Origin of the sequence: Herbidospora sakaeratensis (genome assembly GCF_001570525.1) — a bacterium.
Lineage (GTDB): Bacteria > Actinomycetota > Actinomycetes > Streptosporangiales > Streptosporangiaceae > Herbidospora > Herbidospora sakaeratensis.
Genome location: NZ_BBXC01000009.1, coordinates 424,608 through 439,911, shown reverse-complemented (window position 1 = coordinate 439,911; position 15,304 = coordinate 424,608). Strand labels below are relative to the sequence as shown.

14 protein-coding genes are annotated in these 15,304 nt (G+C 69.9%); 4 read left to right on the top strand and 10 right to left on the bottom strand.

The window, feature by feature from the left end; all coding sequences use genetic code 11:
• Positions 1–212: 212 nt before the first annotated feature.
• Both AW271_RS11970 and AW271_RS11965 read left to right on the top strand, forming a co-directional pair.
• Positions 213–743, top strand: a complete 531-nt coding sequence (locus tag AW271_RS11970) for a hypothetical protein (protein ID WP_157554033.1) — start codon at positions 213–215, stop codon at positions 741–743.
• Positions 744–760: 17 nt separating this feature from the next.
• Entirely contained in the window at positions 761–1,570 is an 810-nt protein-coding gene (locus AW271_RS11965) for an integrase (RefSeq protein WP_218008033.1), read from the top strand.
• Here the strand turns inward: AW271_RS11965 and AW271_RS11960 are convergent.
• The 6 genes from AW271_RS11960 to AW271_RS11935 all read right to left on the bottom strand — a co-directional run bounded on the left by AW271_RS11960 (position 1,567) and on the right by AW271_RS11935 (position 7,736).
• Complete coding sequence (locus AW271_RS11960; RefSeq protein ID WP_062335915.1) at positions 1,567–2,067, bottom strand: GNAT family N-acetyltransferase; 501 nt, start codon at positions 2,065–2,067, stop codon at positions 1,567–1,569. The genes AW271_RS11965 and AW271_RS11960 overlap by 4 nt on opposite strands.
• A complete protein-coding gene (locus tag AW271_RS11955) occupies positions 2,064–3,812 on the bottom strand; it encodes a DEAD/DEAH box helicase (protein WP_083976486.1) in 1,749 nt (582 codons plus the stop codon). Before AW271_RS11955 ends, AW271_RS11960 begins: the two co-directional genes overlap by 4 nt.
• Before the next feature lie 129 nt (positions 3,813–3,941).
• Positions 3,942–4,598, bottom strand: a complete 657-nt coding sequence (locus tag AW271_RS11950) for a hypothetical protein (RefSeq protein ID WP_062335914.1) — start codon at positions 4,596–4,598, stop codon at positions 3,942–3,944.
• Between the two features lie 155 nt (positions 4,599–4,753).
• Positions 4,754–5,755, bottom strand: coding sequence for a zinc metalloprotease (locus tag AW271_RS11945; protein WP_083976484.1), 1,002 nt, complete (start codon positions 5,753–5,755; stop codon positions 4,754–4,756).
• Between the two features lie 81 nt (positions 5,756–5,836).
• A complete protein-coding gene (locus AW271_RS11940) occupies positions 5,837–6,100 on the bottom strand; it encodes a DUF3039 domain-containing protein (protein WP_030455569.1) in 264 nt (87 codons plus the stop codon).
• Between the two features lie 70 nt (positions 6,101–6,170).
• Positions 6,171–7,736, bottom strand: coding sequence for a DHA2 family efflux MFS transporter permease subunit (locus AW271_RS11935; protein ID WP_062335909.1), 1,566 nt, complete (start codon positions 7,734–7,736; stop codon positions 6,171–6,173).
• Positions 7,737–7,870: 134 nt separating this feature from the next.
• On the opposite strand from AW271_RS11935, the gene AW271_RS40650 reads away from it, so the two are divergent.
• Positions 7,871–8,476, top strand: coding sequence for a TetR/AcrR family transcriptional regulator (locus AW271_RS40650; RefSeq protein ID WP_062335907.1), 606 nt, complete (start codon positions 7,871–7,873; stop codon positions 8,474–8,476).
• Positions 8,477–8,954: 478 nt separating this feature from the next.
• Here AW271_RS40650 and AW271_RS11925 read toward each other — a convergent pair whose 3' ends face one another.
• Positions 8,955–9,533 (bottom strand): YqgE/AlgH family protein, encoded by a 579-nt coding sequence (locus AW271_RS11925; RefSeq protein WP_062335905.1) that lies wholly within the window; start codon positions 9,531–9,533, stop codon positions 8,955–8,957.
• 122 nt (positions 9,534–9,655) lie between these two features.
• Between AW271_RS11925 and AW271_RS11920 the strand changes: the two genes are divergently transcribed.
• Positions 9,656–10,774, top strand: coding sequence for a hypothetical protein (locus AW271_RS11920; RefSeq protein WP_062335902.1), 1,119 nt, complete (start codon positions 9,656–9,658; stop codon positions 10,772–10,774).
• 177 nt (positions 10,775–10,951) lie between these two features.
• Here the strand turns inward: AW271_RS11920 and AW271_RS11915 are convergent, their stop codons facing one another.
• The 3 genes from AW271_RS11915 to icmA all read right to left on the bottom strand — a co-directional run bounded on the left by AW271_RS11915 (position 10,952) and on the right by icmA (position 15,181).
• Positions 10,952–12,361, bottom strand: coding sequence for an NAD-dependent malic enzyme (locus AW271_RS11915; protein WP_062335901.1), 1,410 nt, complete (start codon positions 12,359–12,361; stop codon positions 10,952–10,954).
• A gap of 70 nt (positions 12,362–12,431) precedes the next feature.
• Positions 12,432–13,367, bottom strand: coding sequence for a tetratricopeptide repeat protein (locus tag AW271_RS11910; RefSeq protein WP_062335899.1), 936 nt, complete (start codon positions 13,365–13,367; stop codon positions 12,432–12,434).
• Positions 13,368–13,519: 152 nt separating this feature from the next.
• On the bottom strand, positions 13,520–15,181 hold the full coding sequence (gene icmA / locus AW271_RS11905; RefSeq protein ID WP_062335896.1) for a coenzyme B12-dependent isobutyryl-CoA mutase large subunit: 1,662 nt from the start codon (positions 15,179–15,181) through the stop codon (positions 13,520–13,522).
• Positions 15,182–15,304: the final 123 nt, after the last annotated feature.

The following is a 15,304-nucleotide window of genomic DNA, read 5'->3' as shown; positions in this document are numbered from 1 at the left end:
GGCTCACTACCCGGCACCAGTTACCCGCCTAGCGAACGGCCACTGTGGCCAACTCCGGGCCGGGCGGCCGGGCCGCCCGAAATTTCGGCATATCAGCACTCCGATCCACCCCTTCAAACGAGCCACACGCGCTGTTCCGCGCTTCGAGTTGCCATTGCCCAACGTAGGGATACGCTTACCTAGCGTCATATCCTCTAGGTCGGCGGCTGATCATGTTTGCTCTTGCTCTTGGTGTGTCGTGGTTGTTGCTGGCGCCCGTCTGCGTCTGGCTGCTCTTCGGAATCGGCCAGCCGCTTCGCAACCGCCTGGGCGCCGTCGCGACGATCTTCGCCCTCGAAGGCGCGACGATCTTCCTGGCCACCACCGGCCACCATCCCGCGCCCCCGCCCGTGGCGGCGGTCATGCCTCCCCGCCCGGTCCCGTCGCCGACGAACACGCCCTGCCCGGTCCGGCTTCCGCACCCCGACGAGGTACGCCTCTCCCGCACCCACGTCACCATCCTCTGGCCCGCCGTCATCGGCGAGTGCGACACGGCGGCGGTCGTCCTCGGCGAGAAGGGCAACCGGCTGCGGGTGTGGGTCCACGAGGGCGCCCTGGTCGGCAACCACCGCGCATCGGTCGTCCCGGTCAACATCGACGGCTCGACGGCCTTCGTCGACGTCGCCCGCAAACTGGCCCGCCACCACTGGGTCGCGGTCGACGGCCGCAGCGGCAAACGCATCCCGACGATCACCCACGGGTAGCAGCAGGCGGCCGGAGCGTGCAGGTGACGATGGCGAGCGCCGCAGCGCACCCCGGCCGGACGAACGAGGACTTCACCGGAGCCACCGCAACGGCAGCGGTCCTGGTCGACGGCGCCGGCATCCCCGGCGCCGAACCGACCTGCCACCACGGCGTGGCCTGGTATGCCCACACACTGGGCGGCACCCTTCTCGCCCTACTCGAGCTGGGTGCCGCGACACCGACCCTTCCCGCACTCCTGGCCGAGGCGATCACCCGGGTGACGGACCTCCACCGGCACACCTGCGACGTGGCCAACCCCATCAGCCCGTCAGCGGCGGTGGCCATCCTGCGCGTGTCAGGCGGCGACCTCGACCACTTGGTCCTGGGTGACGCGATCATCGCCCTCGACAAACGCGGCGGCCCGCCGATCGTCGCCACCGACCCCCGCGAAGTGGCCATCAGCCGCACCTACGAACCCAGGCTGGCAGCCACCACACCGGAAAGCGACGAATACCGCCGCCTCCTCGGTGACCTGCGCGCCCACCGAAATCAACCCGGCGGCTTCTGGGTGGCCAAAGACGACCCGCGAGCGGCCGACGAGGCGGTCACCGGCCGCCACCCGATCTCGGACCTGTGCGCCGCCGCCCTGCTCAGCAACGGAGCCAGCCGAATCGTGGACCACTTCGCTCTCACCGACTGGCCAGAGACACTCGCCATCCTGGCCACGAGCGGCCCCGACGCCGTCATCCACCAGGTCCGGCAGGCGGAGCAACGTCACGCGGTGAAACCAGACGACGCCACCATCGCCTACTGCAAAGACATCCGCCTGCCGATGCCGACCCGCTAGGGCACCTTCCGCACATACTCGACCTGGTCGATGAGCCCGCCCTCGGCGAAGTCGTAGCGCCGCGTCTCCCCCGACTCGACAAACCCGGTCTTCGTATAGAACCGCCGCGACCGCGCCGTATCCCGGAACGTCCACAGATGAACCGACCCGAACCCGTCCCGCTCCATCCGTGACGACGTCGCCGCCATCAACGCCGCCGCGATCCCCGACCCCCACCCGTCAGGATGCCCGAAGAAGTCGTAGACCTCGGCCGCCGAAGCCCGATCGGCGGAAGCCCCGTAGCAGGCGAAAGCCAGGGGCCGCTCGTCAAGACGTGCGAGGAGAACCGTCTCGGCCCCTTCGGCCAGCACCGCGTGCCACTTCTCCCGCCGGTGCGCCACCGCCTTCTCGTAGAAGGCCGGCTCGAAGAACGGCTCGTAGGCAATCCACGCCGCAGCATGGATCTCCCCCAGCGCGTCACCGTCGGAGGGCCGCGCCACTCCGATCTCGATCGTCATTTACGCGCGGCCGCCCACTTGCGGATCGTCGCGATGCGCTCGCGGATCTGGTCGGCGGTGGCCTGCGCGATGGCCGGCCCGCCGCACGACCGTCGCAGTTCCGCATGGATGACCCCGTGGGGCTGCCCGGTGCGGTGGTTCCACGCCCCGACCAGCCCGTTGAGCTCCTTGCGCAGTTCGGCGATCTGCTCGTGGGGGGCCAGCTCGGGCGGCGCGGCCTTCGGCTTCTTCCTCGCCGCCGCCTGCTGGTCGGCCTGGCGTTTGCGCAGCAGCGACGCCACCTGTTCGGGCTCCAGGAGACCGGGAAGGCCGAGGAAGTCTTCTTCTTCTGGCGAACCCGCGGCGGCGGCCGTGCCGAACTCGCCGCCGTCGTAGAGGACGCGGTCGAAGGTCGCCGACGCCTCCAGCGTCTGGAAGGGCAGTTCGTCGCCGAGCACGTCGGGCTGCTTCTGCTCGCGCTGGGCCTGTTCCAGGAGCAGGTCGTCGAGGCCGTCTTCGTCGCGTTTGCGGTTGAGGACGTGGTCGCGCTCGGCCTCCATCTCGGCCGCGAAGCTGAGCAGCAACGGCACCGACGGGACGAACACCGACGCCGTCTCGCCGCGTTTGCGCATACGCACGAAACGGCCGATGGCCTGGGCGAAGAACAGCGGCGTGGAGATGCTGGTGGCGTAGATGCCGACGGCCAGGCGCGGGATGTCGACGCCTTCGGACACCATGCGGACCGCGACGAGCCAGCGCTGCTGCGACGCGCCGAACTCCTTGATCTTCGAGGACGCGCCGGGGTCGTCGGACAACACGACCGTCGCGCCCTCGCCCGTCACCGCGCGCAGGTGCTTGGCGTAGGCGCGGGCCGCCTCGTGGTCGGTGGCGATGATGAGGCCGCCCGCGTCGGGCATGCCCCGCCGGACCTCGGTGAGGCGGCGGTCGGCGGCCTGGATGACCTGGCGGATCCAGTCGCCCTTCGGGTCGAGGGCGGCCCGCCAGGCCTGGCCGAGCTGGTCTTTGGTCAGCGGGGTGCCGAGCGTGGCGGTGATCTCGTCGCCGGCGCGGGTGCGCCACTTCATCTCGCCGCTGTAGGCGAGGAAGATGACCGGCCGCACGACGCCGTCGGCCAGCGCCGGACCGTAGCCGTAGCTGTAGTCGGAGACGCTGCGCAGCGCGCCCTCGGCGTCTTCGGTGTAGCCGACGAACGGGATCGGGTTGTCGTCGGAGCGGAACGGGGTGCCGGTCAGCTGGAGGCGGCGGGTGGCCGGTTCGAACGCCTCGCGGACGCCGTCGCCCCACGACTTCGCGTCGCCCGCGTGGTGGATCTCGTCGAAGATGACGAGCGTCTTGCGGCCCTCGGTGCGGGCACGGTGGAGCGCGGGGTGCATCGCGACCTGGGCGTAGGTGACCGCGACGCCCGTGTAGTCGCGCGAGGTGGCGCCCTGGCTGTTCTTGAACTCGGGGTCGATGCCGATGCCGACCCGGCCCGCGGCGTCGGCCCACTGGCGCTTGAGGTGTTCGGTCGGCGTGACGATCGTCACGGCCTTGATGACGCCCCGGCTCAGCAGTTCGCTCGCGATGCGCAGCGCGTAGGTGGTCTTACCGGCGCCCGGCGTCGCGACCGTCAGGAAGTCGCGCGGTTCGCGGGTGAAGTAGAGGTCGAACGCCTCCTGCTGCCACGCGCGCAGCTTCGGGGCGGTGCCCCATGCGGCGCGGTCGGGATATGACGGCGACAGGTGGGACGCGGCCGACGTGCTCACGCGCGCCTCCCGCCGGTCACTCGGACATTGCCGTATCTATCGGTTCCCCTCACGTGGCCACAGACTAGCCGGACCCACCGACAAGACGTGCCGAGGCCGCGAGATCCTCGCCATCGTGCCTGGTAAGTGCTATCGCGCGCCCGCCATGATCGTGTCTATCTCGCGCCGCGAGACCGGGTCGTCGGGGTGCGCGAGACCCAGCAGGACCACGCTGCGCCCCTCTTCGGCGGTGAGCACGGTGACCCGCAGGAAGGCCGGCTGGTTCACCACGTCGCGGTATTCGGCCCGCATCGCCCGGGTGTGTCCGGTGCGTCCGCCGATCTCGACCTTCTCGTCCTCGATGACGTCGACGGTGTCGCCCTGGAGCAGCAGCCGCGAGTAGGTCTCGGCCAGTTTCAGCAGCGCGGGCCGGGGATCGGCCGCGTCGAGCTTCTCCCCCGGCCGGGCCATCACGGTGGCGCGGTCGTCGTTGACGGCGACGGAGGTGAACCCGGTGACCGGCGCGAGCGCGCCCTCGTGCCACCCCGGCGGGATCGGGTAGGTGAGCCCGGCCAGTTCGTCGGTGACCAGCACCGTCTCGACCGGCGCCTCGGGGCGGCTCAGCACGAAGAACACCACGCCCCCGATGAGCGCCCCCGCGCCGAGCGACACCAGCGCGATCAGCAGGAGACGGCGCAACCAGCGCGGCACGCGGCGCGGCGGCGGGGCGGGCGTGCCGTACCAGCGGGCCGAAGGAGGCAGATCGTCGGCGTGGTCGGTGGGCGGCCAGACCCTCCGCTCGTCCATGCCGCCAAGTCAGTCACGCCGGAGCCCCAGCCGTCAACAAAGATCACGCATTCGCTATGAGGGAGGAGCCTTCCTTCCGTTACGGCTCCGCCCACCCCGGCACCGCCCGCCGCCCCCGGCGGGCGCCGCATCCGGCGCCACCCGGTCGCGACGGCTCAGCCCCACCCACGAGGCAGGAACACCGAGGACGTGTAGGGCCGAGGGGGCGCGATCGGCACCTGGCCCGCCTGGGTGCCGAGCAGCCCGGACACCATGCTCGACCGCGACTGGAGCCCCGCGAGGCCGCCGCGGTAGGTCACCCACGCCTGCCGCATGCGCAGCCCCTGTCCGGCGGTGAACTGGTTCATGCAGCGGTCGTGGGCGTAGTCCATGAAGTTGTGGATCGGGTCCTCCCCGGCCGCCGTGCACGAGTCGCGCCGGTCGGGGCAACCCTCGGTGGGCGTCGCCTGGAACGGGGTGTCGTCGACGGAGTCGCCCGGTTCGGTGCAGCCGTTCTCGAAGGTGTGCACGAGGCCGAGCCAGTGGCCGATCTCGTGCACGCCGGTGAAGCCGAAGTTGAAGTTGCGCAGCGCCCCACCGGGCAGGGTGCGCCAGTCGATCACCACGCCGTCCTGGCTGGGGCTGCCGACGTACCAGTTGGGATAGGTCGCGTAGCCGAGCACCAGTTCGCTGAGCTGGGAGACGTACAGGTTGAGGGTCTCCGAGCCGCCCCGGCGCAGGGTCGCCTTCATGGGGTCTTCCAGGCCGAGCGGGTTGCGGAACCAGTCGCGGTTGTCGGTGCGGGTGATGCCGCGCAGCGCGAACCGCACGCCGGTGTCGGCGCCGCCGTAGCCGCCCGAGTAGGCCCGGTTGAGCACGTTGACCTGCTCGCGGACCGCCGCGTCGGGCGCGCCGGTCTGGCCGTCGGTGAGCACGTGGATCCACAGCGGCACGGTCACCGTCGCCGGGATCGGCCCGGGGTGGTTGCGCAGGGCCGCGTTCATCTGGGCGAACTCGGTCGCCGTCAGCGGCCGGGGCTCGGCGCGGCCGGACGCGCGGCCGGGCGCCGGGCAGTCGTGGTCATGACCGGGTGAGTGCGAGTGATCGGCGCCTTCGGCGGGCGGGGCCGTCAGTGAAAAAAGGCATGCCAAAGAGACGGCGAGAAGACGCCGGGCCATTCGATTCCCCCGATGCGACCGGTCCGGACCAGGGTTCGAACGCTAGCCGCATCGGAGTCGATCAAGCTGTAGTGACACCCGTCACTTGTCGTCGCCCGACTCGCCCTTGGGGAGACCCTCGTAGATCTCCTTGCATTCGGGGCAGACGGGATACTTCTTCGGATCGCGGCTGGGCACCCACACCTTGCCGCAGATCGCCCGAACCGGCGCACCCGTGATGTAGCTCTCGGTGACCTTGTTCCGGTCGGCGTAGTGGCTGAACCGCTCGTGGTCGCCGTCGCCGCCGTGGGACGTGCGCGGGACGACCTCGGTCTTCTGGTCGGGAAGAATCTTCGTACTGCTCACGGGAACCGAGTCTACAAACTCAGATGGCTCCCGCCCCAAAAAGGGATGGGAGCCACCGTTTGGGAGTTTCTCAGCCGATGTGCACCGCGGCGCCCTCGGTCTTGCGGCCGGCCCTCACGAGCAGGGCGATGATCGCCGCGAAGACCGCCACGCCGGCGCTGACCTCGAAGCCGAGGTGGAGGCCGTCCATGAACGACAGGTGGGAGGCGTTGGTGACCGCGCCGGCGATCTGCTCGGGCAGGCCCTGGGGGGCGGCGCCATAGGAGGCGGCGTCCTTGAGGCCCGCGAGCTGCTCCGGGGGGAACGCCTGGGCGGCGGGGCCGAGGTAGCCCTCGTACACGGACGAGACCTTCGCCGCGACGATGGCGCCGAGGATCGCGGTGCCCAGCGCGCCGCCGACCTGCATGGCCGACTGCTGGAGGCCGCCCGCGACACCCGACAGCTCCTCGGGGGCGTTGCCGACGATGATCTCGGTCGCGCCGACGAAGACGGGCGACAGGCCGAAGGCCAGCAGCACGAACGGGATGGCGCTGTCGACGAACGTCGCGTCGATCGACAGGCGCGACATCAGGAACATCGCGACGGCGGTGATGAGCATGCCGCCCGAGATCATGACGCGCGGCCCGAGCTTGCCGATCAGGAACCCGGCCAGCGGCGAGGCGACGATCATGCCGGCGCTCATCGGCAACATGCGCAGCCCCGACTCCAGCGGCGACAGGCCGTGCACGCCCTGGAAGAAGAAGGTCAGGAAGAACATCGCGCCGAACATCGAGAACGCGGTGAGGATCATCAGCGTCGTACCGACGGAGAACGACGCGTTGCGGAACAGGCCCAGCGGCAGCAGCGGCTGGGAGACCCGGGTCTGCCACCAGAGGAACCCGGCGAGGAACACGACGGCGACGGCGAGGGAGATCAGCGTACCGGTGTCGCCCCAACCCCACTCGGGGGCCTTGATGATCGCCCAGACCAGCGAGAACATCATGATCGACAGCAGTACGACGCCCAGCCAGTCGACCTTCGAGAGGAACTTGGCCTTGCTCTCGCTCAGCGCCCACCAGCCGACCGCGAGGGCGATGACGCCGACGGGCACGTTGATGAAGAACACCGACTGCCAGCTGACGTGCTCGACCAGCAGACCGCCCACGATCGGGCCGGCCGCCGACGACAGGCCGATGATGCCGCCCCACGCGCCCATCGCCATGTTCAGCCGGTCACCGGGGAAGGCCATGCGCAGCAGCGCCAGCGCGGCGGGCTGGAGCAGCGCGCCGAAGAGGCCCTGGAGCACGCGGAAGGCGATCAGGGGGCCGATCGAGGAGGTGAGGCCGATCGCCAGCGAGGTCAGCGCGAAGCCGACGACGCCGATCAGGAACACCCGCTTGTGCCCGAAGATGTCACCGAGCTTGCCGGCGGTGATGAGGAAGACCGCCAGGGCCAGCAGATATCCGCTGGTGACCCACTGGAGGTCGGCGAGCGAGGCCTGGAGCTCAGCCCCGATGACCGGGTTGGCGATGGCGACGACGGTGCCGTCGAGCATCACCATGATCACGCCGAGCGAGACGGCCAGCAGGGTCAGCCACGGCCGAGTTGGACCGGCTTCGCCTTGCGCCTCCTTCGGCAGGGCGGTGGTCTGTGACATAACGGGTTCTCCCCCGGATAGAAAGTCAACGCGACGTAGATTATGTCAGTCCATGACAGATGACAAAGTGTTTTATCCGACATATCCTGACAACTGGCAGCTGGTGAACTGAATGTTTCGAGGAGGTGACAGGGATGGGTCTGCGTGAGCGCAAGAAGCTCAAGACACGCGTCGCGCTCATCGACGCGGCCCTCGACCTGTTCCTGGAGCAGGGCTACGAATCGACGACGATCGACCAGATCGCCGCGGCGGTCGACGTGTCGCCCCGCACGTTCTTCCGCTACTTCGGCTCGAAGGAAGAGGTGGCGCTGGCCCCCGCCACCGACGCGCAGGACGTATTTCTATCGGAGCTCCACGACCGTCCCGGAACCGAGTCCCCCTTTACCGCGCTCGCCCAGGCCATGCGGGGGGCGGTGGCGGTGCTGCGCGACGGCGAGCCGGAGGACAAGCGACGTTTCCTCAAGGCCCGGCAGGTCGTCGAGGCGACCCCGACCATCTTCGCGGGCCAGATGCGGCTGATGCTCGCCAACGAGCAGCGCATCTTAGAAGAGGTCGCCCGCCGCCGCGGCGCCGACGACCTGCGCAGCCAGTTCGTGACGGCGACGTTCACCAGCACGATCAGGGTCGGCCTGGAGAACTGCACGCTGGAGGAACTGAGCGACATCGACGGCTTGACCAGACGCCTGGAGGACACCTTCGCACTGGTCGACGAACTGATGGTGGCCGGCTGGGACCGCTGACGCCTTCCACCCGCCACCGCGACGTCCACCAGCACGATCGAGTCGGCCAGGAGAACTGCACGCTCGAAGAGCTGAACGACATCGACGGCATGACCAGACGCCCGGAAGACACCTTTCGCACTGGTCAACGAACTCATGGTGGCCGGCTGGGACCACTGACGCCTTCACCCGTCACCGCGACGTTCACCAGCACGATCGAGTCGGCCTGGAGAACTGCACGCTCGAAGAGCTGAACGACATCGACGGCATGACCAGACGCCCGGAAGACACCTTTCGCACTGGTCAACGAACTCATGATGGCGGGCCGGGACCGCTGACGCTTTTCACACGTCGCGGCGCGGGCCCCGGAAAACGTCGGTCAGGTGAACGATGATGCGTGCACCCAGGGCGGGCGGGCCGTCGGTTCGGGCACCACGCTTCGTCCAGTTCCGCGACGGGTCGCTTCGGTGGCCAGCTCCGCGACGGATCGCTTCGGTGGTCAGTTCTGTGACGGGTCGTCGGGGTAGCTGGCGACGAAGGCCAGTTCGCCCGGTTGTCTTCTGAGGACGGTGCGCCACAACGACGACGGGTCCGGGTGGAAGGTGTCGCCCGGTTCAGAGTCGATGATGTACCAGGCGCCCTGGGCGACCTCGCCCGCCAGTTGTCCCTGAGTCCAGCCGGCGTAGCCGGCGAAGATCCGCATCTGGGAGATCTCGCCGGCCAGGATCTCGGGGGGCGCGTCGAGGTCGACGGTGCCGAGGCGGGAGACGCCCCGGCGGCCGGTGTGGAGGCGGCGCCAGCCGAGGGGTTCGGCGCCGCTCATGACGACGGCGAGGGCCAGGGCGCTGTCGGTCTGGACGGGCCCTCCCTCGAAGAGGACCGAGGGGCCGGTCACCAGAGGATCCCAGGTGGGGAGTACCGACGTGACGCTGATGTCGCTGGGCCTGTTGATCACCACACCGAGCGTGCCGCCGTCTTCGTCGTGCTCCAGGATGAGGACGACACTACGCCGGAAGTTCGGGTCGTCGAGCAGTGGCGTCGCCACCAACAGCCCACCGACGTAGATCGACTCCGCCATACCCTCCATGATGCGGCAGGAAGGCCGATTCGCGCACGTCACCCCACCCCGTTACTCTGAGTTACGAAATTGGATGACATGGGAACTCTCCGTACCAGAAGGATCTTGGGCGAGGGGGACCCGTGGGACAGACGAGACCGGCACGCAGGGCGTTCGCGCTGCTCGCCACACCGATGGCGGCGCTGCTGCTGCCCGCCCAGGCCGCCGCGGCCCCGCCTCCGCTCCAGGTGAAGTACGAGAAGATCGACTGCGCCTCCGGTGACGTCCTGGTCAGCATCACCAACCCGGGCCCCGACGCCCACGAGTTCACCCTCTACCGCGACAACGACGTCATCGCCCGCGGCCGGTCGGCCGCCAACGAGACCGTCGAGGAGTCGGTCCGGATCACCCGGAGCGCCCGCCTGAAGGTCCACGGCGACGGCGAACAGGTCTCCGAACGCTGGATCGACGCCTGCCGCCCCGTCACCACCACCCGCACGGCCGGCCTCCAGAACAGAAACGACCAGGGCGCCGACGACGTCCACCACGGCCTGTTCGACTTCGGCAAGTGGGGCCAGGACCGCGAGGAGAACCAGAACGACCGCAGCGAAGGCGGCGGCCTGTTCGACCCCGGCAAATGGGGCCAGAACCGGGAGGAGAACCAGAACGACCGAGGCGAGGGCGGCGGCCTGTTCGACTTCGGCAAGTGGGGTCAGGACCGCGAGGAGGGCGGCGAGCGCCAGCACGGCCTGTTCGACTTCGGCAAATGGGGTCAGGACCGCGGCGAAGGCGGCGAGCGCCACCACGGGCTGTTCGACTTCGGCAAATGGGGCCAGGGAGCCCACCACGGCGGCGGCTGGTGGGACCGGGGCGATCACCACGGCGACCACCACGGCGGCGGCTGGTGGAACCGCGAGGAGCACAACTGGTGGAACCGCGACCACCACCATCACCACGACAACGACTGGTGGGGCCGCGACGACCACCACCGCCACGGCGACCACCACGGCGGCTGGTGGGACGGCGGCCACGACAACTGGTGGGACCGGGAAGACGACCACCGCCCGGAGCGCGAGGCCGAGAGCATCGGCTGGTGGAACCGCGACCGCGTCCACGACGAGGACGTGCTCCCCTACACGGGCCCACCCGCCGACCTGTGGGGCAAGGTCGCCACAGCGGGCGGCCTGGTCATCATGGGCGGCGTCTTCTGGTGGCTGGCCCGAATCTGGCCCCGCCGCACCTTCCCGGTGACCCCGCGCTAGACGAAACGACCGGACTATACGGAGACGGCCCGCCCTGAACGAAGACGGCCCGGACTGGATTCCAGACCGGGCCGAACGTCTCGTTACACCCAGCCGCCCCGAGGCGGTCACGCCCAAGCCTCACCGCCCAAAATCAGGCTGCGAGCCGCCTGCGCGAAGCCCGGGTCGTGCCGGAACCTACGCCTCGGTGAAGCCGCGGGCCTTGCCGCCCGCCGATTCGCGGACCGCCGCCGCGACCGCGCCCGCCACGTCAGGGTGGAAGACGCTGGGCACGATGTAGTTGGGGCCGAGTTCCTCCGGTGACACCACCGCCGCCAGGGCGCGGGCCGCCGCCAGGAGCATCTCCTGGGTGACCCCGTCGGCCTGGGCGTCGAGGAGGCCGCGGAAGACGCCGGGGAAGGCCAGCACGTTGTTGATCTGGTTGGGGTAGTCGGACCGGCCGGTCGCCACCACGGCCGCGTGTTCGCGGGCGTCGTCGGGGGAGACCTCGGGCTCGGGGTTCGCCAGGGCGAAGACGACCGCGTCGGAGTTCATCGTCGCGATGTCGTCGCCGGTCAGGATGCCGGGCGCGGACACGCCGATGAACACGTCGGCGCCCTTGACCGCGCCGCGCAGGTCTTCGCTGTAGCCCTCGGCGTTGGTGTGCTCGGCGATCCAGCGCAGCGACTCGTCGAGGTCGTCGCGGCCGCGGTGGACGGCGCCGAGGTAGTCGCACACGATGACGTTCTTCGCCCCGGCCGCGAGCAGCAGCCGCAACACGGCGGTGCCGGCCGCGCCGGCGCCGGCCAGGGTGATGCGGACGTCGGGCAGTTCCTTCTTCACGACCCGCAGCGCGTTGGTGAGCGCGGCGAGCACGACGATCGCGGTGCCGTGCTGGTCGTCGTGGAAAACGGGGATGTCGACGAGTTCGCGCAGGCGGCGCTCGATCTCGAAGCAGCGGGGCGCCGAGATGTCTTCGAGGTTGATGCCGCCGAAGCCGGGCGAGATGGCCCGGACGATCTCGACGATCTGGTCGGCGTCCTGGGTGTCGAGGCAGATGGGCCACGCGTCGATGCCGGCGAACCGCTTGAACAGGGCCGCCTTGCCCTCCATCACGGGGAGGGCGGCGGCGGGGCCGATGTTGCCGAGGCCGAGGACGGCGGACCCGTCGGTCACGACGGCGACCGAGTTCCGTTTGATCGTCAGGCGGCGGGCGTCTTCGGGGTTGCGGGCGATCGCCATGGAGACCCGCGCGACACCCGGCGTGTAGGCCATCGAGAGTTCGTCGCGGTTGCGCAGCGGCACCTTCGACTTCATCTCGATCTTGCCGCCGAGGTGCATCAGGAAGGTCCGGTCGGAGACCTTGTGGATCGCCACGTCCTCGACCTCGCCCAGGCGGTCGACGATCGCCTGGGCGTGGTCGGTGTCACGGGCGGCGCAGGTCACGTCGATGCGCAGCTTCTCATGTCCGGCGTTGGTCACGTCGAGGGCGGTGACGACGCCGCCGGCGTTCTCGACCGCATGGGTGAGCTGGCTCACCGCCTTGCCCCCTGCGGGCACTTCCAGACGGACGGTGATCGAATAGGACACGCTGGGCACGGTAGCCACGTCAATCCGCTCCTTTGCGCATTGGGTGTGCGTCCAATCGTGCCACCATCCAGCAGGTGATATGCCCGGTTCAGAAGAGCGCGGAGGCGAGACCCCGGCGTGCCTTGGCCACCGAGGGGTCGTCGGCGGGCAGGGTCTCGAACAGGCTCAACAGGTGGACGCGGGCCTTGTCGCGGTCGTCTCCGGCGCTCCGGCGGACCGCGGCGATGAGCCGGTCGAAGGCGGCGTCGACCTGACCGCCGAGCAGTTCGACGTCGGCGGCCTGGAGCTGGAGGGCCACGTCGGCGGGCGCGGCGGCAGCCCGCTTCAGCACGTCGGCGGGGTCGAGGTCGAGGGTGCGGCTGAGCAGGCCCACCCCGGCGAGGCCGATCTTGGCCTCCTCGTTGCCGGGCTGGCGGGCGAGCAGCCGCTGGAACGCCTGGGCGGCGGCGTCGAGGTCGCCGTCTTCGATGGCCATGTCGGCGGCGAGCAGGTCGGGGTCGACGGCCGGTTCCTGCGGGGTCGCCTCGTCGTCGCCCTCGCCGGGCGGCGGCAGCGCCACGCCGAGCTGCTCGAAGACCTGCGCGATGGCCTGGCGCAGCTGCGGTTCGGACAGCGGGCCCTCGAACAGGGGCATGAGCTGCCCCTGGAAGGCCAGGTAGACGGTGGGGATGGCGCGCATGCGCAGCGCCTGGGCGAGCTCGGGGTTGGCCTCGACGTCGACCCTGGCCAGCAGCCAGGCGCCCTTGGCCTCGCCGGCGAGCTGTTCGAGCGCGCGGCTGAACTCCTGCACCTGGGCGGCCCGCGGCACCGTCGCCTCGACGACGATCGGCACCCCCATCGACCGTTCCACGACCTCGGTCGTGAAGGTCGCGGCCGTAGCGTCGATGATCTCGGGCGCCGCGCCGGGGGCGGCCGGGTTCTGCGCGGCGGCCTCCCGCCGGGCCTGCGCGTCGAGGGCCTGCTTACGGGCGCCGAGGTCGATGGCGCCGTAGAGCGATCCGGGTCGAGAGAAGTCCGCTGCCATAAGCCCAATCCTGCCGCATCGGCGAGGGCTCCCACTCCGCACCCCGGAAAACCTTCGCTCCGTTACGGCTCCGCCTACTCCGGCCTCCTCCCGCCGCCCCGGGCGCCCGCCGTCCATGGCGCTCAGCGCCGCTGGATCTCCCGCCGTGACGACTAGAACCGCGGCGGTTCGGTGTAGGTGCCCCACTCGTCACGGAGCACGTCGCAGATCTCCCCGAGGGTGGCCTCGCGGCGGGCGCATTCGAGCATGGCCGGAACCATGTTCCCGGTCCCCCGCGCGACCTCGACGAGCTCGCGGAGGGAGGCGTCGACGGCGGCCTGGTCACGTGAGGCGCGCCGGGCGGCCAGCACCCGGTTCTGCTCCTTCTCCACCTCGTGGCTGATCCGCAGGATCTCCAGCGGCTCCTCGGTCGTGGCGGTGTGGCAGTTGACCCCCACGATCTTCTTCTCGCCCTTCTCCAGCTTCCGCTGGTAGTCGAAGGCCGCCTCGGCGATCTCCGACATGAACCAGCCGTCTTCGATGCCCCGCAGGATGCCGCCGGTCATGGTGCCGTCGGGCCCCATCTCGCGGATCTTGGCGAAGATCGCCTCGGCCTCCTCCTCCAGGCGGTCGGTGAGCGCCTCGACGTACCAGGAGCCGCCGAGCGGGTCGGCCACGTTGACGACCTCGGTCTCCTCCATGATCACCTGCTGGGTGCGCAGCGCGATCTCGGCGGCCTTGGCCGACGGCAGGGCGAGCACCTCGTCGAGGGCGTTGGTGTGCAGCGACTGGGTGCCGCCGAGCACGGCCGACAGCGCCTCGATGGCGGTCCGGACGATGTTGTTGTCGGGCTGCTGGGCGGTCAGCGACACCCCGGCCGTCTGGGTGTGGAAGCGCAGCCACTGCGCCTTCTCGGTCGTCGCGCCGTAGACGTCGCGCATCCAGCGGGCCCAGATGCGGCGGGCGGCCCGGAATTTGGCGATCTCCTCGAAGAAGTCGATGTGGGCGTCGAAGAAGAACGACAGGCCGGGGGCGAACACGTCGACGTCGAGCCCGCGCGACAGGCCCAGCTCGACGTAGCCGAACCCGTCGGCGAGGGTGAACGCCAGCTCCTGGGCGGCCGTGGAGCCGGCCTCGCGGATGTGGTAGCCGGAGACCGACAGCGGCTTGTAGGCGGGGATCTCGGCGGCGCAGTACTCCATCAGGTCGCCGATGAGGCGCAGGTGGGGTTCGGGGGCGAACAGCCACTCCTTCTGCGCGATGTACTCCTTGAAGATGTCGGTCTGCAGGGTGCCGTTGAGGGCGCGGGCGGGCACTCCCTGGCGTTCGGCGGCGACGACGTACATGCAGAAGATGGGCACCGCCGGGCCGCTGATGGTCATCGAGGTGGTGACGTCGCCGAGCGGGATGCCGTCGAACAGCAGGTCCATGTCGAGGGCGCTGTCGATCGCGACGCCGCAGTGGCCGACCTCGCCGAGCGAGCGGGCGTCGTCGGAGTCGCGGCCCATCAGGGTCGGCATGTCGAAGGCGACCGACAGGCCGCCGCCGCCCGCGCCGAGGATCATCTTGTAGCGCTCGTTGGTCTGCTGGGCGTTGCCGAAGCCGGCGAACTGGCGGATGGTCCAGGGGCGGCCCCGGTAGCCGGTGGGGTGGAGGCCGCGGGTGAAGGGGAACTCCCCCGGCCAGCCGATGCGCTCGAACCTCGGATCGGGGGCGGTCGGCCCGTAGACCGGGTCGACCGGCAGCCCCGACAGGGTGCGGAATTCGCGGTCGCGTTTGGGCGCCGCGTCGAATCTCGCCTGCCACCGCGCCCGGCCGGAGTTGATCTCGTCCATGTGACCTCCCGCCCAGATACTAGGACGTCCTACTAGTTATGGCCAGAGTTAGGTAGATCAACACCCCAATGTCACACATTGGTAGCGAAATTCCTCAGAGCTTTGACGGGGAGCCCGCATCCC